This is a genomic window from Xenorhabdus sp. BG5, from assembly GCF_015163665.1.
Lineage (GTDB): Bacteria > Pseudomonadota > Gammaproteobacteria > Enterobacterales > Enterobacteriaceae > Xenorhabdus.
In genome coordinates, this window is the sequence record NZ_JADEUG010000030.1 from 25,523 (window position 1) to 47,307 (window position 21,785).

At 42.6% G+C, this 21,785-nt stretch carries 21 protein-coding genes and 1 pseudogene; 20 read left to right on the forward strand and 2 right to left on the reverse strand.

The window, feature by feature from the left end; all coding sequences use genetic code 11:
* Positions 1-263 precede the first annotated feature (263 nt).
* The 20 genes and pseudogenes from IQ209_RS14280 to IQ209_RS18385 all read left to right on the forward strand — a co-directional run bounded on the left by IQ209_RS14280 (position 264) and on the right by IQ209_RS18385 (position 19,799).
* A complete protein-coding gene (locus IQ209_RS14280; protein ID WP_193851920.1) occupies positions 264-935 on the forward strand; it encodes a thioesterase II family protein in 672 nt (223 codons plus the stop codon).
* A 24-nt stretch (positions 936-959) separates the two neighbouring features.
* Positions 960-1,811 carry an AvrD family protein gene (locus IQ209_RS14285; protein WP_193851921.1) on the forward strand — a complete coding sequence of 284 codons (852 nt, stop codon included), beginning with the start codon at positions 960-962 and terminating at the stop codon, positions 1,809-1,811.
* Between the two features lie 13 nt (positions 1,812-1,824).
* The gene (locus tag IQ209_RS14290; protein ID WP_193851922.1) at positions 1,825-2,847 is read left to right on the forward strand and encodes a beta-ketoacyl-ACP synthase III; all 1,023 of its coding nucleotides are present in this window, start codon (positions 1,825-1,827) and stop codon (positions 2,845-2,847) included.
* 15 nt (positions 2,848-2,862) lie between these two features.
* Complete coding sequence (locus IQ209_RS14295; RefSeq protein WP_193851923.1) at positions 2,863-3,108, forward strand: acyl carrier protein; 246 nt, start codon at positions 2,863-2,865, stop codon at positions 3,106-3,108.
* Positions 3,109-3,116: 8 nt separating this feature from the next.
* Positions 3,117-3,683, forward strand: coding sequence for a histidine phosphatase family protein (locus tag IQ209_RS14300; protein WP_193851924.1), 567 nt, complete (start codon positions 3,117-3,119; stop codon positions 3,681-3,683).
* A gap of 8 nt (positions 3,684-3,691) precedes the next feature.
* The gene (locus IQ209_RS14305) at positions 3,692-3,967 is read left to right on the forward strand and encodes a putative quinol monooxygenase (protein ID WP_193851925.1); all 276 of its coding nucleotides are present in this window, start codon (positions 3,692-3,694) and stop codon (positions 3,965-3,967) included.
* Between the two features lie 8 nt (positions 3,968-3,975).
* On the forward strand, positions 3,976-5,439 hold the full coding sequence (locus IQ209_RS14310) for an MFS transporter (RefSeq protein ID WP_193851926.1): 1,464 nt from the start codon (positions 3,976-3,978) through the stop codon (positions 5,437-5,439).
* Entirely contained in the window at positions 5,420-6,958 is a 1,539-nt protein-coding gene (locus tag IQ209_RS14315; RefSeq protein ID WP_193851927.1) for an FAD-dependent monooxygenase, read from the forward strand. Before IQ209_RS14310 ends, IQ209_RS14315 begins: the two co-directional genes overlap by 20 nt.
* A gap of 10 nt (positions 6,959-6,968) precedes the next feature.
* Positions 6,969-7,514 (forward strand): carboxymuconolactone decarboxylase family protein, encoded by a 546-nt coding sequence (locus IQ209_RS14320; protein WP_193851928.1) that lies wholly within the window; start codon positions 6,969-6,971, stop codon positions 7,512-7,514.
* Positions 7,468-8,499 carry an aldo/keto reductase gene (locus IQ209_RS14325; protein ID WP_304952576.1) on the forward strand — a complete coding sequence of 344 codons (1,032 nt, stop codon included), beginning with the start codon at positions 7,468-7,470 and terminating at the stop codon, positions 8,497-8,499. The genes IQ209_RS14320 and IQ209_RS14325 overlap by 47 nt, the downstream gene beginning before the upstream one ends.
* Positions 8,477-9,478 carry an SDR family NAD(P)-dependent oxidoreductase gene (locus tag IQ209_RS14330; RefSeq protein WP_228005895.1) on the forward strand — a complete coding sequence of 334 codons (1,002 nt, stop codon included), beginning with the start codon at positions 8,477-8,479 and terminating at the stop codon, positions 9,476-9,478. Before IQ209_RS14325 ends, IQ209_RS14330 begins: the two co-directional genes overlap by 23 nt.
* A gap of 383 nt (positions 9,479-9,861) precedes the next feature.
* Positions 9,862-13,092 carry an Ig-like domain-containing protein gene (locus IQ209_RS14335; RefSeq protein ID WP_193851929.1) on the forward strand — a complete coding sequence of 1,077 codons (3,231 nt, stop codon included), beginning with the start codon at positions 9,862-9,864 and terminating at the stop codon, positions 13,090-13,092.
* Positions 13,093-13,220: 128 nt separating this feature from the next.
* Positions 13,221-13,619: a TIGR03757 family integrating conjugative element protein gene (locus IQ209_RS14340; RefSeq protein WP_193851930.1), complete on the forward strand. Its 399-nt coding sequence runs from the start codon at positions 13,221-13,223 to the stop codon at positions 13,617-13,619.
* Positions 13,616-14,581 carry a TIGR03756 family integrating conjugative element protein gene (locus IQ209_RS14345; protein ID WP_193851931.1) on the forward strand — a complete coding sequence of 322 codons (966 nt, stop codon included), beginning with the start codon at positions 13,616-13,618 and terminating at the stop codon, positions 14,579-14,581. Before IQ209_RS14340 ends, IQ209_RS14345 begins: the two co-directional genes overlap by 4 nt.
* Before the next feature lie 39 nt (positions 14,582-14,620).
* Positions 14,621-16,036: an integrating conjugative element protein gene (locus tag IQ209_RS14350; RefSeq protein WP_193851940.1), complete on the forward strand. Its 1,416-nt coding sequence runs from the start codon at positions 14,621-14,623 to the stop codon at positions 16,034-16,036.
* Positions 16,037-16,042: 6 nt separating this feature from the next.
* Positions 16,043-16,378 carry a hypothetical protein gene (locus IQ209_RS14355; RefSeq protein WP_193851932.1) on the forward strand — a complete coding sequence of 112 codons (336 nt, stop codon included), beginning with the start codon at positions 16,043-16,045 and terminating at the stop codon, positions 16,376-16,378.
* Positions 16,375-17,889 carry a conjugal transfer protein TraG N-terminal domain-containing protein gene (locus IQ209_RS14360; RefSeq protein ID WP_193851933.1) on the forward strand — a complete coding sequence of 505 codons (1,515 nt, stop codon included), beginning with the start codon at positions 16,375-16,377 and terminating at the stop codon, positions 17,887-17,889. Before IQ209_RS14355 ends, IQ209_RS14360 begins: the two co-directional genes overlap by 4 nt.
* Before the next feature lie 405 nt (positions 17,890-18,294).
* Positions 18,295-18,735, forward strand: a complete 441-nt coding sequence (locus IQ209_RS14365) for a helix-turn-helix domain-containing protein (protein WP_193851934.1) — start codon at positions 18,295-18,297, stop codon at positions 18,733-18,735.
* A gap of 37 nt (positions 18,736-18,772) precedes the next feature.
* A pseudogene (locus tag IQ209_RS18380) lies at positions 18,773-19,297 on the forward strand (IS630 family transposase).
* A gap of 241 nt (positions 19,298-19,538) precedes the next feature.
* The gene (locus IQ209_RS18385; RefSeq protein WP_228005896.1) at positions 19,539-19,799 is read left to right on the forward strand and encodes a hypothetical protein; all 261 of its coding nucleotides are present in this window, start codon (positions 19,539-19,541) and stop codon (positions 19,797-19,799) included.
* An 846-nt stretch (positions 19,800-20,645) separates the two neighbouring features.
* Here IQ209_RS18385 and IQ209_RS14385 read toward each other — a convergent pair.
* Positions 20,646-21,149 (reverse strand): SMI1/KNR4 family protein, encoded by a 504-nt coding sequence (locus IQ209_RS14385; protein WP_193851936.1) that lies wholly within the window; start codon positions 21,147-21,149, stop codon positions 20,646-20,648.
* Positions 21,150-21,153: 4 nt separating this feature from the next.
* Positions 21,154-21,630 (reverse strand): HNH endonuclease, encoded by a 477-nt coding sequence (locus IQ209_RS14390; RefSeq protein ID WP_193851937.1) that lies wholly within the window; start codon positions 21,628-21,630, stop codon positions 21,154-21,156.
* Positions 21,631-21,785 lie beyond the last annotated feature (155 nt).

Sequence of the window (21,785 nt, forward strand, 5' to 3'; positions counted from 1 at the left end):
GTTTATTGGAATGTATTTTTATATTAATAATGATTTTTTCTTTAGTATGATAAACATAAAGTAAACATGAATATGATTTTAATTGACGAGGGTGTTTATTGAGTGTCATTATTTGCATGAGGAGATATTTAGGGGTTATTTCTTATATTACATAACAGTATTAAAGCTGTTTTATTACGTAGAGTTAATACTTTAAAAGTTAACGAGTAGATATTACTTTTAGTATTAATAAAATAATAGGAGAAACTATAATAGGGGTTCTCATGAATGAACAGAATGCATTGGTCTTTTTTCCATATGCAGGTGGAAGTGCCAGCTCTTTTGATATTTTAAAAAAACATTTATCTGAAGAAGTTAGAATTATCTCTGTGAGTTATTCAGTCAGCGAGTTTTCGGTGTCAAAAAGCTCTACAGATTTTTTTAGTGTATTATTGGAAAACCTCAAAAATCAGCTTAAAGAATTTGAGGGAAAACTTACTTTTTTTGGTCACAGTATAGGAGCTATTATTGCCTACGAACTGGCGATATTGGGCTGTAATCATCTAAATATTCAGAGATTGATTGTGTCTGCGTGTAAGCCTCCTGGATTATTGGTCAAATCTAAGATATTTAATTCAGAGGATGATGCATTCGAAAAAATCACACGTTTAGGTGGGTTACCTCAGATGGTTTCAAGTGACCCTATCAGATTGAAAAAGGTAAAGCATAAAGTTACTCGTGATCTTAGAGTGTTAATTTACTATGCAAGAATGACTTACCCCAAGGTTAATTGTGAAATACATGCACTATCAGCTAAAGATGATTTTTTGGCTTCTGAAAATGAAATGAAGATTTGGAGTAACTACACAAATAAAGGATTCAGAAAAACTACATTTGATGGTAATCATTTTTATTTCAGAGATAAATCGAAAGAAGTAGCAAAGCTTATCTTGTAATATAATACTTAATAAAGGTTTCTCATGAAAAAATTGGTCAATGCTGACTCTTATTTAGGAGCGTCAGAATCACGTTTTTTTGGTTCTGGATATAAAAAAGTTGATTATATAATAAAAGAAGAAAAAATACTTAATAATGAATATAAGTCTATTTTAACTCTGGTTTATCCTGAGAATTGGTCTATTAAAAGCAAAAAACTAAATCCTCACTTAAGTAGTATTGATGTAATATTAATGTCGGCTTATGCAAGTGGAAAATTGCTTAACCAGTTTGACCATTCTTACTATAAAATAACTTCGATGATAATTCGTTCATCACGTGTTCCCGTCGAAAAACTGATAAATATTCCAATTAATATTGGTCTGAATAATTGTGAAGAGGGTGTAATTTACTTGCGAGGGAAAGTTGGGAATATGCAAGTTCAACTGAAAGTAGAAAGGAGAGAGTTCAACGATAGGCTATTGAATTCCATATTTAGTCGTTGGGAGTTTAAAGATGTAAATCATGAAATAAATGATGTTTTATTAGAAAATAAATACAAAAGCAAAGCCTTAGTAATTAAGACTGCTTTTGGGGAAATAATCGATGATATTGATTATATAGATGCTTTCGTTTCAAGTTTGCAGATCGGTCAAATTCTTCTATATGAGTTAGATGGTATTACTAGGGAGGCTTCTAATAATCTTTGGATGCGCAGCATAAAGATAAATGAATCTGATGTATGTAATAACCAAAAGGTTGGAACATTAGAAGTGATTTTAGAGAATACCTGCTTGACATATAAAGGAAATGATAAGTGGAGAAGTGCTGACATCGTTTCAAGTATTAATAACATTCAGGTTCGATGTTCTGTAGCACATCAACTAATCTATTGAGGCAGTTATAGTTATGACAGTAAATGCAGTAAAAATTGTTGGATTAGGTGCATCACTACCTAAACATCAAGTTTCAAACAAAGGTATCTCAGAGTATCTGGATACTAATGATGAATGGATAACGACGAGAACAGGAATAAAAAACAGATTTCATGCAACTGAAGGTGAATACACCAGTTATTTAGCCTTTAAAGCTGGGAAAGCCGCATTATCTAGTATGAATATTGAGAATAGTATTGAGATTGATACTTTAATTGTTGCTACTTCAACTCCTGACAGATTATGCCCGGCCACAGCCCCTAAAGTTGCGACAATGTTGGGGTTGGGGAAAATTAGAGCATTCGATATAAATGCAGTTTGTACTGGTTTTGTGTATGGGCTTGAGTTGGCAGAATCATTTATAAGATCTGGAAAATCTAAAAGATTGATGCTTATTGGTGCAGATGTTTTTACTACAATTCTCGACAAAAATGATAGAGCAACCTACCCATTATTTGGTGATGGGGCGGGAGCTGTAATTCTTGAACAAGGAGATGAAGAAAATATTCTTTCCACTTATACAGGAAGTGATGGTGAATATGAAAATTTAATTACCATTTTAAATGGGGGGAGTGAGTCTAAGCTTTCAGTGAGCAAAGATACGTTTTCAAAATCTTCATACTTCAAAATGGAAGGCAAAGAGGTTTTTTTGAAGGCCATTTCATATATGAAAGGTTCTGTTCAAAAAGCATTGGAACTCAGCAATACAGATACAAGTGAAATTGACTATATTGTTCCACATCAAGCAAATAAGAGAATAATAGATACCTTAACTCAGCTGTTTGATTTGAAAGAAACACAAGCGTTAATGAGTCTTGAGGAGTTTGGGAATACTTCAGCAGCATCAATACCACTAACGTTAGCTGTCCATGCCAGAAATAATACAATAAAACCAGGCCATAAAATTGTTCTTACTGCGTTTGGTGGTGGAATTACATGGGGGGCAGCTGTTATTAAATGGCCTAACTCTGTATTTAGATCTATAGTTTTTAACTAACTAAATGGATGAGATATGAAAGATATGATTTTTGACCGAATTAAGTCTCTCCTTACAGATAAGTATTATGTTTCAGTTGATAAAATAACTAAAAATGTTATTTATGATGATCTTGAGTTAGACTCTTTAACTTTGCTGGAAATTTCAGTAGTACTAGAAAAAGAGTTTAATCTTAGCATACCAGACGGTCTGATTTCTTCAGACATGTCTATTGAAACATCGATAAATAAAATTTTAAATAATAATGTTAACGAAACATGATTTATTTAATGAGACATGGAATTACCAGTTACAATTTGAAGGGAAGAATGTTGGGTCAGACTGATATTCCTTTATGTGATATTGGTATAAGAAATGTAATAAATATTGCGCCTAAAATGAATCATATTGGTATCAGATTGATTTATTGTTCAAGTTACATTAGATCAATACAGACGGCTAATATCATATCTTCAGTTATTGGGGCAAATGTGATTAAACGTGAAAATCTAAAAGAACGTCATTTGGGAGTGCTTGACGGAGAATTTAAAGATACCCTCTGTTGGAGAGATGTTGTTAATAATCTAGGTGAGAAGAATTTTACCCCTGAGGGCGGTGAAAGTGTTGATAACTGTTTGAACAGATTCACTAATGAGATGAAAAGGATAGCAAATTCAAATTTAGATGGAGGGAACGTGCTCGTGGTGTCCCATGGTGGGGTTATTACTCTTTTTATGCGATATATGCTGCATATAAATAATAACCTTTCTTTTCTTGATAACTGTGATTTTCATATTTTAGATACAGACCGAAGAGGGAACTTTCATGTGAGTAAGTTAAATGTTAGTTTAATTTGAGGTGGATTGTGAGTATTAATATAGTTGTTTTCATTAAACCAAATATATCTATATTCAGATACTTTGGAGAAAAATTATCTCTTCTTCGTGAAGTAACTTTATTGGAAGAAGGTTGTGATATTTTTGATTTTTATATCTACGAAGATAAATATTTTCTCATAGAGCGGTGGGGGTCTCAGGAAAGTATTGATCTTCATATGAATAAAGATTACACACTTAGTTTTATCGAGCAAACCAAAGATTCCTTAATTAGCACAGAAGTTTTTCGATTAAAGGATTTTTAGAAAATAATATGACTAATATTGAATTCAATAAAATAGATATGCATGTTTTACTGACAGTATGTTTGTCAATGTTTATAATTCCACTGACAATTACATCCTCCAGTATTTTAAATATTTCTTTAATGAAACATTATTCCCTTACCTATCAGGAAGCACAGTGGTTCATTAATATTTTTATGGTAATGTATGGTGCTTTCTTGCCAATTACAGGTTCTCTTTCTGATTTTGTAGGGCGAAAAAATATTTTTTTGCTTGGACTAATTTTCTTCTCCATAGGTTTTCTGCTGGGTGGTATAATCGATAACTATGCATATATTCTATTTTTCAGGGCAATTTGCGGTATAGCTGCCGCAGCAGTAACAACATCTGCCACTTCACTACTGGCTTCACATATTGATGAAGCGAAACGGCCAAAAGCATTCTCGCTCTTCGGTGTTTTTTTAGGCGTAGGTATGATTGCTGGCCCTTTAGTGGCTTCTGGGTTTAATTATGTCAGCAGAGGATGGACTCTTTTCAGTGTTATTACTGCATTAATCTTATTATTGCTTTTTATTTCATTAATATATGTTAATGATAAAACTAGATATGCATATACGAAATTTGACTGGTTTGGCGGAATAGTTCTGACTCTTTTTCTTCTTTCAACAGTATCATTTATATCATTCTTGCCTATATGGTCAATAACTAACAGAAAAATAGAATTCCTAATTATTGTATCTCTGATATGTGCTCTGGCTTTATATCGAATTGAAAAATCTGCTAAAAATCCCGTCTTAGACTTGACTATTTTCAAGAATAGGACTTTTTCATCCATGAGCATAACAACGCTGCTTCTTGGTTTCGGGTATATAAGTATAATGTTCTATTTTCCGTATTATTTTAAGGTTACTACTGATTTCACAAGTTTTCAGGTCGGTGTGATTATGACTGTTGCAACTTTGCCTTCTTTCATATTCCCACCAATCGTTGCCAAGTTCAGAAGTTCACTCAATAATGGTTGTTTATTAAAAGCCACATTGGTTATTCTAAGTGTATCCCCATTATATTTGAATTATGTCCTTGGTAGTGAAGGAATATTACATTACTGTGTTGCTATGTTCCTATTAGGTAGTTCTTTCGGAATATCCTTGTCGTATATTGATGGTGTTGCAGTTAGTTCTGTCGATGTTTATCAATCTGGATTGGCGGCGGGCACTTTTAACACATTCCGGATTGGTGGAGAATCAATTTCAATCCCATTAGTGTCTACTGTCATCACTTTGTTAAATAATAAAATATCAGATAACAATGGTTCAGCCATACTTATGAATAATCATTTTATCAACAATGCAGGAAGTAGATTAACAACTTCGACATCAATAACTTTACTTGCTATGTCTTTTATTTGCTTAAATTTTTCAATACTAGTATTAATTCTTTTTTATAATACAAGCAAGAAACGGAACCAAACATATGAAAATTTCCAGGAGTGATAATCCAGTATTGATTGTTGGGGGAGGTCCAGTAGGAATGCTGACAGCCCTTGAGCTTTCTTTATTTGGTATTAAATCAAAAATTATATCTAAATATTCTCGGTATTCTCCTCATTCTAAAGCTACAATTATCTGGCCTCGCGTTCTGGAAATATTAACACGGACAGGAGTATCAGAAAGAATTATTGAATCTGGGCATTACTTCGATCAAATGAATTATTATTCCAATAAGAGAATGATTGGTAATATTCGATTTGATAAGCTGAAACACACTAATTATCGTTATGGAATTACCATACCTCAGTGGAAAACAGAGAAAATACTAGAAGATAGACTCAATGAAAATGGGATATTCATTGAATATGGTTGTGAATTCATAGATGGACATAATGAGAATGATGTAGTTAATGTTTCCCTACAAGATAATGCAGGACGTATATCTTATGAATCATATCAGTGGTTAATCGGTGCTGATGGATATTCAAGCCGAGTCAGAGAGTGTTTTGGATTTGGTTATAATGGATTCCAGATGGAAACTAAACTTGCTATTACCGATGCTGAGCTTGTAAGTGAATCGACCAGTCGTGAAGTTGGTTATTATCTCCATCGTACGGGTAACATGGTGTTAGCTCCAATTGGTGAGGGATTATTTCGCATAGGTGCTAGTGTTCCTGCTCATTACAAAGGTGAAATCAATCGAGAATTCTTTAATAAATTGCTCAATGATAGAGTTCCCGGCAATAAAATTTTAGGGGATATGAATTTCTGCGGCATTTTTAATGCTCATGTAAGGTCTGCTTCTTCTTACAGATATCAGAATGTTTTTCTTGTTGGTGATGCGGCTCATGTGATGAGTCCCTCTGGAGCTCAAGGGATGAATAGCGGGTTTCAGGATGCTGTGAATCTGGGCTGGAAATTGGCCGGTGTTATACGTAATGAGCATGATTCATCTCTCTTGGATAGTTATTCCACTGAACGAATGAATGGGATTAATCGGACATCAAAATTATCTACATTTCTAGCAAATGTGAGTTTGTATAAGAAGTTTCCAGCGATATTTGCTCGTGATTTTGCCTTCAAGTTTGCATCCAAAACTGGCATTGTAGATAGGTTTTTATCACCTCGAATCGCTCAGATTGATATTCCTCATGGGCAGCTGTCTGAAGGGATAATGAAACTTGAGTCAGGAAGACGAATTCCTCTTGAATGGAATAAAAGTACACTTTCGCCACATTTAAGCCTCACTAAGCATACTATTTTCTTCTGGCCAGGTGAGCATTACATCTATTCAGAGTGGGAAAAATACTTTGATTCGGCCACGAAAATTATCACTAGTGCAGTTCTTGTTAACTTGAGTGGAAAAGTTTTGGGACTTATCAAAGATCTTTTGCCAACTAATTCTGCCTGCATCATTGTAAGACCAGACGGATTTATCATTGATTTAGTTGATATTGGTAATATTTCATCAAATGAAGCTTTCAATATCCTCAACAAAAAGATTAATCAACAGTCTATATAAGGAGAAAGTAATGAATAATATGTTAGTTAAATTAACCGAAGTTCAGGATATGACACAGGAACAACTGAGTGTATATGAGAAGTTTCCTTCAAACTTGACTCGAGGTTTGCTTTTAACCAAATGTTCTGCTGGACCTCATTTAGCCTTAGGAGGTGCTTTGACGAAAGGATATTTGAATGACTATGAGCGTGAAATCATCGTCATGCGTGTAGCTAAACTGGTTAATAGCGAGTTCGAACGGATTATTCATTATCCGCTTGCAATTAAGGCTGGTTTAACAGAGCAGGAAATTAACGATATTGAGAATGGAAACTATGAGGCGATGGATTCACGCAGAAAAGCTATGGTGAAATATATTACAGAGTGCATTCTTGACGGCAAAGCTTCAATATCATCATTCCGCAGTTTAAATGAATTCTATTCACAAGGTGAAATCGCTGATGCTACACATCTCGCAGGGCATTGCTGGATGACAGCTATGTATTTGGCAAGTCTCGATATACCACTTGATGAACAAGAAACGTCGTGGTCCAGACTCACTGAGCTTAATAATTGAGGAGGAACATTTGCAATATTGTCACTTAGGAAAATCAGGGCTAATTGTGTCCAGGCTTGCTCTGGGGTGTATGTCCTTCGGAGACTCAACTAAAGGGGCTCACACATGGACTCTGGACTATACCCAAAGTGAGAAGATTATCACTAAATCGCTAGATTTAGGCATAAATTTTTTTGATACAGCCAATGTTTATTCAATTGGTTCAAGTGAAGAAATCGTGGGAACTTGTCTGAAAAAATATGCTAAACGTGATGATGTGGTCATAGCCACAAAAGTTTATGAGAAAATGACTGACTCTCCTTTGTCGGGAGGGTTGTCACGTAAGGAAATATTTATGCAGGTTAATGCCAGCTTAAAAAGACTTCAGACCGATTATATTGATCTTTATATAATTCATCGATGGGATGATAACACGCCGATCGAAGAAACGATGCTTGCTCTGAATGACTTGATTCAGTCAGGTAAAGTTCGGTATATCGGTGCTTCGTCAATGAGAACTTGGCAATTCATCAAAGCGCAATTCGTCGCCAGAATGAACGGATGGACTCAGTTCATTAGTATGCAAAATCATTACAATCTCATCAATCGTGAAGAGGAAAGAGAAATGCTTCCTTATTGTGTTTCCGAAGGGATTGGTGTTACGCCATGGAGTCCATTGGCCAGAGGTAAACTTGCAAAGAGTACTGATACTACTCGTACACAATCTGACAAGGTATTGTCATGGCTATATGAATCCGCAAAGCAGAGTGATGAAAAAATAATTTCTGTTCTGAATGAGATCGCAGCAAATAAAGAATGTAAACCCGCACATGTAGCTTTAGCTTGGCTGTTATCTAAGCCATCAATCGCTTCACCAATCGTTGGTGTGACCTCAGTAGAGCAACTTATAGACAATGCTTGTTGTATGAATGTCTCTCTTAGTAATGATGAAATCGCTGCACTGGAGGAGTTCTATACTCCGCATGCTAGAGCCGAGTTATCTTAAAATAGTTATTGGGGGATTTATGCGAGTCCAAAAACCGATCAATTCAGGATTTAGTGCGTCATCAACAGCCTCTGATGTACTTAAAGGTATTGATATTAAAGGTAAGACCGCTTTTATCACAGGCGGGCATTCTGGATTGGGATATGAGGCTACTAAAGCGCTATCAGAAGCAGGTGTTCATGTAGTGGTGGGAGCAAGGGATATGAGGAGTGCATCTAATGCATTAAGTAAACTAACCAATATTACCATTCTTCCACTTGATCTTTCGGACATAAATTCTGTCAGGACATTGGCTGCCTATGTCAATGCTAATAGATATCTCTTTGATTATGTGATTTGTAATGCTGGCATCATGGCTTCTCCAGAAAAACGGGTTGGTCCAGGATGGGAATCGCAGTTTGCTACAAATCATATTGGCCATTATGTACTGGTGAATCTCATATGGAACAATATCCGATCTGGAGGGAGAGTAGTATGTGTTTCATCTGCTGGACATCATAATTCTCCAATTCGATGGGATGACATTCAGTTTACCCGTGGTTATGACAAGTGGGTGGCATATGCACAGTCTAAAACTGCTAATGTGCTTTTTGCATTGCAACTGGATACGTATGGAAAAAATAAGAACATCAGAGCATTTTCTTTGCATCCCGGTAAAATATTTACCCCACTCCAAAGGCACTTGTCTTATGAAGAGATGGCAAACGAAGGATGGATGGATAGGAATGGTAACCCGATTGACCCCACTTTTAAATCTCCGGCACAAGGGGCTGCAACTGAGGTATGGGTAGCAACAAACCCAGCCTTGAATGAACAGGGGGGACTTTATTGTGAAGATTGTGACATTACCGGACTTGCATCAGATTATGAAGAATCCTTTGTCGGTGTTTGTGAATACGCGATTGATCCATCGGAAGCTTTAAGATTGTGGAATTTCACAGCTAATCTTACAGGTGTAAATGTATTTGCAGCTAACTAAATCGCAAGTAGTCTCATGACAACCTAAGATTCCAGGCAGAATACTATTTCTTATGGTATTAAGAAGTCTAATCCTTTGTATTTTTTCCCTTTGAAGGAGGATTGAGACAGAAATGGAGAAGACCATATACGAAGCTTAGGTTATCCAGAATTCGGGTTACAACGGGCTGTTCGTCGATAGATCAGGTTTTTTAAGGAAGGTGAATCCGCATTTGTCAGCCAATGATATTCCTGTACAGTGTCTGTGCTGTACGCATACATTTAATGGGGTTCCTGTTCACCGCTGATTCAGGTAATTTTCACCATGGGAAAAAGAATTAAGTACAGTATTTAGAGCGCTTTTTTTGCATGTTACCCCTTTCAGTATTAATGAAATAGGGTAACATGCAAAAAATCCAATCCCGTCGGTTCAGCAGGGGAAAATCTTCGATTGTCGGCCTGTTAAGCCTGTCACTCAGTTTTTCCGGTCAGGCCACACCAGAGGATCAACAGGCACAAAAACTGGCCGAACTCACTGCCCAATGGGGGCAACTTACGCAGTCACAATCCCCCAGCGAAGCGGCAAAAACAATGGCCTCCCAGCAGTTATCGTCTGCGGTGACATCAACACTGACACCGTGGTTGAATCAATATGGCAATGCCCGTCTCACACTCCCTTTCGACAGCCACTTTTCGTTAAAAGACGTTGCATTTGACGGGCTGTTACCCTGGTATAACGTAGCTTCGGGTACGGTATTCAGCCAGTTAGGAGTAAAAACTCACCATGGTCAGACAACAACCACACTTGGATTTGGCTATCGCTATTTAGCCGATAATTGGTTATGGGGTACCAATGTCTTCTGGGATGCGTTGTGGCCGGAGCAGCATCACCGCTATAGTCTTGGGTTAGAAGCCTGGCATGATAACGTCAAATTGTCTGCTAACCTTTACCAGCGTTTATCCCATTGGAAGCCTTCCCGACTTACGGATTTTGATGCAAGACCCGCCAATGGCTGGGATATTCAGGCCGAAGCCGGGTTGCCGGCTTTTCCTCACTGGGGCGGGCAGTTGAAGTATGAACACTATGACGGGCAGCAGGTCGCGTTATTTGGTGAAGCAGAACGCCAGAAAAACCCGTACAGCGTCACCGCCGGGCTGACTTACACGCCCGTGCCGTTAGTGACGTTGGGCACCGATTTTCGGCAGGGTAAACACGGTGTCAGTGAAAACCGTTTTACCCTGAACCTTAATTATCGGTTGGGTGTTCCGTTCCGCCAACAGTTTGATCCAAACGCGGTCGCACCCCTGCGCAGTCTGAGAGCCAGCCAATTTGATTTTGTGAACCGGCGCAGCGATATGGTGCTGGATTATCAGAAGCAAACGCTGCTGACACTGGCCTTCCCCGCATCTGTTAATGGGTATGAAGGCAAGGAAGTGACCTTTGTACCGATTATCCAATCCAAATATCCGCTGGCACGTTTAGCGCTGGATACGGCGGAATTACAGCAGGCAGGCGGAAAAATACTTTATCAACAACCAGATAAAGTGACATTACAGTTGCCGAAAATCACGAAAAACTCCGTTCGATTTTCGGGGGTCGCCATCGACAGCCGGGGTAATCGCTCCAACCGGGCAGAAATCATGATAGTGAGTTTGCCGACCGAAAAGCAATGGCAGGTGACAGCAAATAAAACGCAGGCAAAAGCTGATGGTCATGACAGTGTGATCTATACCGTCCTTGTCACCGATCAGGAGGGGGCTCCCGTCCCGAATCAGGCTGTTATCTGGTCAAGTGATAAAGGTGAATTATCCCAAACCCGGCAGGACACGGATGCGCAGGGGCAGGCATCGGTCGTACTGCACAGTCGTCAGCAGGGGCTGCACACAGTACGTGTTACCGTGGATGGAGAGATTGCTGTTGCACCTTCCGTACAGTTTGATGCGGTGTTGATACCCGCAATCACCGTTGATAAACACAGCGTTAAGGCGGATGGGAAATCAAGGGTAACCTTAACTGTCACAGTTAAAAACGCCGGTGGTCAACCTGTGCCCAATCAGGCCGTTGGCTGGCAGACCCCCCTTGGCCAGTTCTCCACATTTTCATTAATGACTGATGCGAAAGGGCAGGCCATGGCGTATTTAACCAGCAAAGTGTCTGGAAATGCCGAAGTGACGGTGGCGGTTGGCAGTGAAACGAGTGTGTCTTCTCCAATTCACTTTACTGCTTCGCTAACCCATACGCTTCAGTCGGACAAACAAACGGCGATTGCCGATGGTCAGGACAGCATCCTTTATACGGTGAACGTGCGCGATGCAGCAGATAGACCCGTTGCCCACAGCAAAGTGCAATGGTCAGCGGATAACGGGCAACTGTTGGACAGGCAGGAACAGACAAACAGTCAGGGAGAAGCGACAGCCCGGTTAGTCAGCCGCACCGCAGGGAGGGCAACGGTGAAAGCAGAGGCGGCGGGAAAAAACCTTCATGCTGCTCCGGTGATGTTTGAACGTTTGCTGAAACCCGCTATCACGGTGGACAAAGTCCGGGCGAAAGGCGATGGGCAGGATGCGGTGGTGTTGACGGCCAGGGTGTTAGATTCACTGGGATCACCCGTGGAAAATCAGCCAGTGAGTTGGCAAACGGATCACGGTGTGTTGTCCTCAAAACGGACAGAAACAGATAATCAGGGACAAACGCAGGTTAAGCTGAGCAGTATGTTGACAGGTGAGCATCAGGTTCAGATCCAGGTCGACGATCATAAAGTGGCCGCCCCTGTTGTCACCTTTGAGGAAGTACTGTTATCCACCCTTCGGGTCAATAAAACCCGTGCCGCGGCGGATGGCGAAGATCGGGTAATTTTTACTGTAACCGTCACCGATATTCATGGGCAGGGGCTTGCGGATAAAGCGGTTGACTGGTCTGGCCATCTTGGCGAGATGATTTTTGCAGAAGACAGAACAGACAGTCAGGGAAAGGCAACCGCAACCCTTGTCAGTCGTCATGCTGGACAGGCTTTGGTCACTGCGGAAGTGGGTGAGCAGCAAGTTGTCTCCTCTGTGGAATTTATCCTGCCGTTACGCCTGGTTGATACCATTGCCATTGACCGTCAGGGTGGCAATGCCAACCAGAAATCGTTTGGTCCCCGGGGGCCTTCCGTACTCTGGCGTGGCGCGAAATTTCGCCTTATCACGGCAGGTAATACAGGCTGGGTGAACTGGCAGAGTGATTCGCCCGCCGTCACGGTATCGGGGGATGTGGTGACGGTGCAGCAAAATCCTGACGGAGTCAGGCTCACGGGTACTGATGAAACCGGGCAGCAGGTCGAACTGACCTTGACGGTTCACACCTGGTTTGAGCGCTCAGGGCTGACAAAAGATTTTTATTCTCATGCGAAACAGCTTTGCAAATCACTCGGCAGCCGGATTGCCTCCAAATATGCGCTGGAACAGCTCTACGAGGAATGGGGGAACTTTTATCTTTATGATGGCTGGACACGGGAATTTTACGTGACATCAACGGATTATCTGGCTGCCAGCTCAGGTTCCGCAGAGCATCAGGCGAAATGGGCGTTTTGGGCAGAAACAGACCGGTGGATGCGAAATGGCTGGCCGATGACAGGATTTGCCTGTAGTCGTTAATGAATAACAGGGGTGTTTTGCTTTGCACTTCAATCCTTTTTTCATTTTTTGGAAAACTAATTAAGGGCTGATTTCTGCAACACATTTCTTCAGGCTATCCCGATGTTTGATAAAACGGGAAATGTGCTATGTGGAAGTCGGCTTTATTGCTTTGGGTGGGATTGCTGGCCTCATTATCGGCCAATGCGAAAATAGTTATCTATACCGACAGCCAGCATCCTCCCGTCAATTTTTCCCAGGACACACACATTGTCTGGCTGGATGCGGCTGAGCAACATCAGAGACAAATCTTTGCTCATTTGTCTGCCGACCCGCAGCAAGCTTTGATGCAGGCACAAGCGATACTGCAATCTCCCCAATGGCGTGAGCAGGAGCACCAATTTATCAATGCCTATCGTGCTGTTGTTGATGCCTGGCAATCCGGTGTGCGCAAGTACCCTGCCGTGGTATTTGATGACCGGGACGTCGTGTATGGCACGGCGGATGTGGCAAAAGCGAACACCCTCAGGGAGCAGCGTCAACCATGACACCACGCCTTGCTTTTCCTGTTGTCATCACGCTGGTCGCTGCGTTTGTTCCCTTTGCGCAGGCTTCCCTCAACACCGCGCAAATCGTGGCCAGCAGCCTCTCGCCCGCCTGTATTCAGTGGCGGGTCAGTGGCATTTGTTACTGGTTGTTTTGTTCCTGGCATGGCTGCACGGTAAAAACCTCGGTCAAAGTCACCCATTACCTGCCCGAAGTGGTGGTGTCCACTTATCACGCACCCGGTGGTAATCCGTGGTCAGAAATGGCACAGGTCAGCCGATTATCCGGCGGACTGGAAAATGCCGTCACTGGGGCGTTATCCCACCTGAGTGCCGGCGGCGGCAACCATAATCACCAGATGTCAGGCCAGCGCCGTACCCGTTTGCGTTTCAAATACGCGGATGCCATTGGGCATCCCGCCACCAGTCTGATTGGCGGGCAAATTCCCGGTTATTCCTGCCGCAGTGCGGCCACCCCGTTGGTGCCTTATTTTCTCAGCACACTGGATACGGTGGCGTGGCGCACCGGTTTGCCGGAATCGTTCTATCCAGAAGCGCTTATTCCCGGTCAGCGGGAGCTGGGCAGCCAAATGGCCGCCAATCTGTGGGGCACGATTTATCCGCGCTCAGGGTTTGTCAATCAGACCGATGATGACAAGGCGTCTGCCGTGGTGGCGCAGCGGGTGGCGGATATTATCACCCGTGCCGGGCAGCCCCATGTTTATCAGGCATTAAAAGGCCAACGCGCTGACGGTTATTGGCCACCGGAGCCGGTGACAGAAAACGCCGGCACCCAAAATCACCAGTGGCAGCGGCTATCACCACAACTAAGCTCAAACTGTGCGGTGTTTCCGGATGGTGAACACACTGCCGCCATCGATGGCAATCAGGCGTATGCCCTGTGGCAACCCTACAGCTGCTGTCAGCGCCGGGGACAGCGCTTTTTGGGCAGTACCGATATTTAAAAAGGAGTTTTTATGCCGAAAAGAAAAGCCGTGTGGCTGATGGTCAGTTTGCTGGTCAGTGGGATAGCGCAAACGGGATGGGCTGAAAACGGGTTGACGGTTTCTCTGCCCCAGGTCAATCGCGGTGCTCTGGGCTATGGTGCAGATGTCAGTGGCGCGATCTCAGACTCCCTATTTTATACTCTTGGCGGTGGTTCGGTGATTTCACAACCAGCTACCCGCCGTTCCCTGACCCAACTGGGCGGACTGGAACTCGGCTGGAGTTCGGATTTGATGTGCGGCAATTTTGATTTAAAAACCACGGTCGGCAACCAGCTAAACGGCATTACCGCCGGGTTTAAGAACCTGATGAGTGAGGTGATCCAGGGGGCAACCGGCGCGGTGGCCAGTCTTCCTGCCATGGTCATTCAGCGCGCCAATCCGGGTCTCTATGACATGCTGACCAATGGAGTTTTGCAGGCCAATGTGGCGTTCGACAAGGCCCAGTTTAATTGCCAGAACATGGCCAAACGGATGATGGATTTTGCGCAAAACAGTAAATGGACCCAATCGGCCGCGATGCAGGAATACAAAACGCAGGTGAACAGCGGGGATGCGGATGCGGTGAGGGTGAATAATGCTGGCAGCAAATCGACAGGGACAGGCGGGCATCAATGGATTGGCGGTAAGAAGCAGGGAGGCAAGGGACAGAGCGCTATCCGGCCCACCCGTGATTTAGCCAGCGCAGGGTTTAATATGATGAATCATCTGCCAGTGCTGAGTCAGGCTTCCGTCAGCCACCCACGTTGTGATGGCGGTGCCTGCACTCAATTCCAGAATGCCACCGAAGCGGCAGAAGCCGTGGTGAAGGTGCTGGGCGACCGGGCTATCCGTACCTGTGCCAATGCCGCGGAATGCACCAGCGGCGGGGCGTCCCAACAACCGGGCGCGACGGTGGCTGGCACGGGCTTTGCCCCGATGCTGGAAGAAGACACCAAAACCAATATTGAACAGCTGGTGAAACTCCTCAATGGCACGGAAAAACCCACTGCCGCCAATCTGGCCAAACTGAAAACCGGCAGTCTGGCCGTGACCAAAGGGGTCATTCAGGCGTTGCAGCGAGACCCGGACAGTGCCGCGTTGACCGCGCGTCTGGCGGGGGAGCTGGCGATGGCCGAGACCACCGAGACCGCATTGCTGATGCGGCGAATGTTAATCACTGGCATGTCAGAACCCAATGCAGCGGCCCAGCCGGAAGCCCTGGCAGAAGGGGAACGGCGGATTGATGCGCTGGATCGGGAAATCAATGCGCTGAAAAATGAGATGTTGCTGAAACGGGAACTGTCGCGCAACGCGATCCTGACCATTATTGAACGGGAAAACCGGCGGATTGAAGCCCATCCCCAAAAGCAAGTGCCGGACAGTACTGATGCGCGTTTTTATCAGCTGGAAATGCCTAACAGTGAACGGCGGTAAGTTGATATGGCAGTGATGATCACCACATTGAGAAAAGGTGTTGTGCTATTACTGATTATTGCTTTGGTGATGGTTATCAGTTTAGCGATAGGCTGGGCCGGGCTGCATCAGGCGGAAAATATCACCGAGATGCACCATTGGGTGATTGAGACCAAGGGATTTTGGTTAGTCTGGCGATTATGCCTGTATGCAGTGCTGGTCTGGGGTAGCCGGAAAATTGGGCAAAGGACAACACACCAGCCGGAATACCGCACAACACTGATACGGATGATGGTGGTCAGCCTGCTGTTTATTGTGCTGGGTGAATATGCCCTGTCAGGCTCGATTGAGGTAACGCAATGACCACCAACAGCTATCTGGAATACTTTCTGACCCTGCTCGGCTGGGTGGTCAATAACGGGTTATGGCACATTCTGATTGCTACGGGGCTGTTTACCCTGCCTTTGGTGATAAAGGTCATCGCTGTCTGGCTGAAAGTAAGAGAGTGTGGCGAAGAGGAGGGCAGTGGTGGGTTGCAGTCACTTGCCCGGATTGAAAATACCTTGTACGGTGCCTTTTTCGTGATGGTGGTGTGCTGTGTGCCGCTGGTCAATGTCAGCCTCACTACCCTTCAGTATGACTCGTCCCGCGCCAAAAGTTGTGGCACCTGGACACCGCAAGCACCGGATAAAAGTGGCTATGCGCCGGTGATCTCCAGCCTGAATAATCAGACGGCGGCGGTGCCCCTCTGGTGGGCCATGGTACATCGGCTGTCAAAAGGGTTAACGCAAGCAGCGGTAGCCTCCATTCCCTGCCGGCCGGATTTAAGGCAGCTGCGTTTTGAAGTACAGCATACCCGTATCAGTCATCCGGCACTGGCGGCGGAGTTACAGGATTTTACCAATGACTGTTACGCACTGGCACTTTATCAGTGGAAACAACGGGATCAGGGACAAACTACCGAATCGGCCATACTGCATGATATTGAATGGCTGGGCAGTCGCACCTTCTTATCCGGCGATTACCACACCCTGCAATCCCGAACGCCTAGGGCACCATTTCCGTGGAATGAAAACCGGGACAGTGGCCGGCCCAATACCGGGCAGGGCGGTTATCCCACCTGCCAGGCCTGGTGGTCAACCCCAAAAACCGGACTGGAGGCCAGAGTATTGGCCCAGGCCGATCCGGGATTATGGCTGCGTTTGTCGGCCGCCCTCAAAATGCTGGGCAAAGAAACCCGTGAATATAAAGAAGCGGTGATCCGCCGTCTGGTCAGCCCGGTGAATCTGACCGTATCTCAGGAAGGCTATGTGTATGCGGGCTATGGAGGCAACGCGGATTTTACGGTCTGGGACGGTTCCAATCGGGTCGGTGCGGCGGCGGGGACGATATTAGGGGGATTGATCAGTGCCCCGATGTTTGATGCGGTACGCCAGGCTTTACCCATGATGCAGGCGGTGATCCTGATGGCGTTGTATATCCTGATCCCGTTGATCCTGCTGTTTGCCGCCTATGAATTTAAGACGGTGCTCACACTGACGTTCGCCCTGTTTGCGTTGAATTTCCTGACCTTCTGGTGGGAAACCGCCCGCTGGCTGGACAGCTATTTACTGGACGCCCTGTACGGCTCTGATACCCATAGCCTGTTGAATCTGGCGGGTTTTCAGAATACCTCGGATGATTTGATTATGGGGCTGGTGATGGGCACCCTGTTTATTGTGCTGCCGATGGTCTGGCTGGGCGCACTGGCCTGGGCCGGGGTGCGAATGGGCGATATGGCGGGCATGATGAGTCAGGGCGTGGGGCAGGTCAGGCAGTCAGCGGGCATGTTCGGGCAAATGATGATGCAGAAGCTGTTATCCAAAGGAAAGTAGTCAAATTAAAACTAAATTTGATATTTTTCTTTATTTAACCTATTGATAATTGTTTCGATAATTAAAATAAGTAATGCTGATGCGTTATTTTTTAATTTGTTCTCATCTAAATTCAGGGGTTATATTTACATAATTAACGCGATATTTATGATGTGTGTCACAAAGGGGTGAGGTATTTAATGCCATTTTAGTCAGTGTATATTATATATAAATGGCTATACTTCCATGTTTATATCGATACCCTTTTTAGGGTAATAGACGATATTTAATTATTATAGAGGCCTCAAGGGTTGCAACCGTTGAGGCTTCGCTACTTATTATGATGGGAATGAATACTAAGTTGATCAGATAAACTATCTGCATTGGTGTTATCATCGTTAATCTGATGACTTTCCGACTGTTCTTATGAAATCGAATATCACGCTGTCTGAACCTGAACGTATTACATTACAACAACTGGCTTTGAATCATCCACACCGGGATATCCGTACGCGAGGAACGGGGTTACTCATGCTTGCCAGAGGTCTTAAACCCCGTCAGATCGCCGCTGAGATAGGATGCAGTCTCAGAGTTATCTATGACTGGGTTCACGTCTGGTACGATTCAGGGATAGTTGGATTGTTAGGTGGCCATGCCGGAGGCCGTTATCCCGCGATGACATCGGAGATGATTGCCACGGCGGTTAACGCCGCTAGGGCGGAATCTCTGACACTGGCCCGAATCGCACAGAAAGTAGAGGACAAGCATGTCCCGCTGCCCTGTACGCTTGAGACGTTGGCAAATACCCTGAAAAGACAGGGGCTCACCTATAAACGAGCCCGCCTGTCTTTAAAAAAAACGAAATGAAGCGGAGTTTGCTGAAAAAGCCGCTTTGCTGAATAAAATGAAAGTGGGCGCGCGGTCGGAGCATTACCGGCTGGTCTATCTTGATGAGGCGGGTTTTTACGCATCCCCACCGGTGCAATACGGATGGAGCCCACGGGGTAAGCCTCATGAAACAGAGCCGCAAAATCATGTCAGACGGTCAGTGTTGAGGGCGCTAAACTACACCGATAACACGCTGTTTTATCCGATAATATCGGACAATGTCACGCGGGCTGATGTCATTGATTTTTTAGCGTAGATCGCCCAACAAGGCGATGATCGCCTGACATTTGTCGTGTTAGATAATGCGCGTATTCACCATGGGCTCGAGAAAGAAATAGAACGTCGCTGGTTACAGGAGCACAACCTGTTTTTACTTTATCTTCCCGCCTACAGCCCGGAACTGAATCTGATTGAAATCGTCTGGAGGCAGGCTAAATACCACTGGCGACGTTTTATCACCTGGACTCAGGAAACAATGGAATATGAGCTAAATACGTTATTGGCAGGTTATGGCAACAAATTTGCAATTAATTTCTCTTGAGGACTTATGTAAAAAACGTTATCCCATTTTTACATCGGATTAGATGTTTTATTTAAATGATTTTATAAAATTGTAGGTCATGTCCAATATGTTTTCATGATTTTTAATGTGTCACAATGAGAGGAATCGATTTACTGACTTAACTTAAATGTTAAGTTTATTTTTTTCGTTATTGAATTAATAATGAAAATAGTTAAATTAGAACACATTTAATGTGTTGCCAAATGGATTAAAAGAAGTGATGAACGATAACAATGAAAAGAGTAAGAACAGGAAGAATAAAAAACACGTTGATTATTTTATTCCTTACAAAACAACGTATGACTTACGTTTAAGTAAAAAGGAGCCTAATTTAATCAACATACTGAGACAGGTTCAAGGCTATGAATATGGCTTTTTTACCGTGTTGGGTGTCCGCCCTTTGTCTCAACGGAATGGAGGAAAAATAATTCCATTTATGTCGTCAGATGTCGGTGTGGTAAATATGCTGTCAGGACATTAAAAGCCATTAAAAACCCGAATAATGTTAATGATATGTGTGTGCATTGCCAGCATCTATTTAGTCAAAGGCGTAAAGAAATCTTTCACACGACAGGAAACGATGTGGATTTGTCAGAACTAACCGGTATTCAATATAAAACTCCTTTGGAAATTAAAGAATAAGAAAATAGTGTTGTGCTTCGGGATTGAATTATCGGAATACACCTTATTCCTTATACATGAGAGCAGTTTTTTGCATGGAGTAGTTCATTGAAATAAAATAAAGTTTTTTAGGCTAGGGATTCACAAGGGGCTGTGGAATAACTATCAAATTTGGCAATAGACGGCTAGTCTCTCCCCTAACTATACCGGAAACAACTTACGGTACCATTATGCTTAGAGCAAGAACGTCAATAATTTTGAATTAAAAAGGTAAAACAAGAAATTAAACCGACGTGTCAACTACTATTTTCACGATTTGTTCTCTGACATGTCTTCTGGAAAGTATTTATTACCTTTGTAACAAAATAACATCTAGTTCATGTTTTTTATTGATATCAGAACGTGTATCATCTATCTTTATGATAAATTTAAAAATATTCATTATTATGATCACTATTTTATGGAATGGTGTGATCTTAACGTTTTATTTAAAGAAGTACCTATAAGAAATTATATTTTGGTTTTTATTTAACCACAATAACCCTGTTAATATTGTGAAATCTCGCCCTGCGCGCGGGATAAGGAATACTCCTATCATTTTGAAACGCTATTTAGATCGTAATTAAAACCCCACCTTGTTGTTATCTCATAAAACAGGGTGGGATGGCATAGATCTACAGAGATTCTAAATTAAATCTAAAGAAAACTATATTTTCTTCGATTTGCTTTTGACTAATTTAATAATCCAATCATTGAATGATGAAAACTCTGCTTCTTCAATCCAATATTCAGGAGGAACATCAGGGTAAAAAATAGAATAGCAATTTTTATTCTCTTCCAACATCCAAAAACCGCCAAAATATCCTGTTTTAGGTATAGATGTCGTCAATAATAAATTAGGATATAGATCCTCACCATATCCATCAAATACTTCTTTTGAAAAGCTCTTTATTTCGGCTGGCTCTAATACTTCAATTCCAGCAGTAATTTCACTTGAAAATATATCTACAGAGCCAACATTTTCAAGGAAATATTTATATTCATCAGGAAGTAATATATTGTTATTACTTTCAAAGCTGGTAAGTTCAGTGTGATTGAATTTCTTTTTTAGAATAAATGAAAATAATTCCCCATCGCCTAAATCAATCAATTCACCATTGCTTTTTACAAGCCATTCATTCAATAAGTTATAAGCATCAACAATATTCATCATATCACCTTAAACGACTCAATAGATTCCATATTTTCCCACCTACCTTCTGATAAGGTATGTGGGTTCTTAACGCAGAGCCAGTTCCATGTATTGTCCCTGTATGTGGATGTTTAACAGGAATTAAATTCCACCATTCATTTGTTCCACCATTTTTCAGTGGGATTACATGATGAGGAGTTGCTCGTTTACCATTAGCTAGTGTAGGCCAAGAGTTTCCTGTTTGTTTCTCCCATTCTCTAATTAGACCTTTTTCATTCTCACTAAAATGCTCTCTCATTTTTCTATTCAGTTTTGATGAACGTTCTTTTACAACGGGTAACTTATCTCTGATCATTCCTTTCTGACGCTCACCTATTTTAGATAGTGACCATTTATCGACATCATCAAATATTTCTTTTAAAGGACAGCTAGCTAATCCTAAGGGGTCGACTCCCCTTGTTGGGTTTTGTACATAGCTATATAAGCTGCTTCCACCCAATAATCCAATCGGGTCTTAGGAACGATTCCGGTGCGGTCATACTTTTTTAAGCGATTTTTTCTTTGACTATCAGCTTGTTAAAGAACCATTTTTACCTGTTCCGCCCATCCCCGCGAACCTAAAACGCCGATGTGCACTTTTGGCCTGTTTTGCGA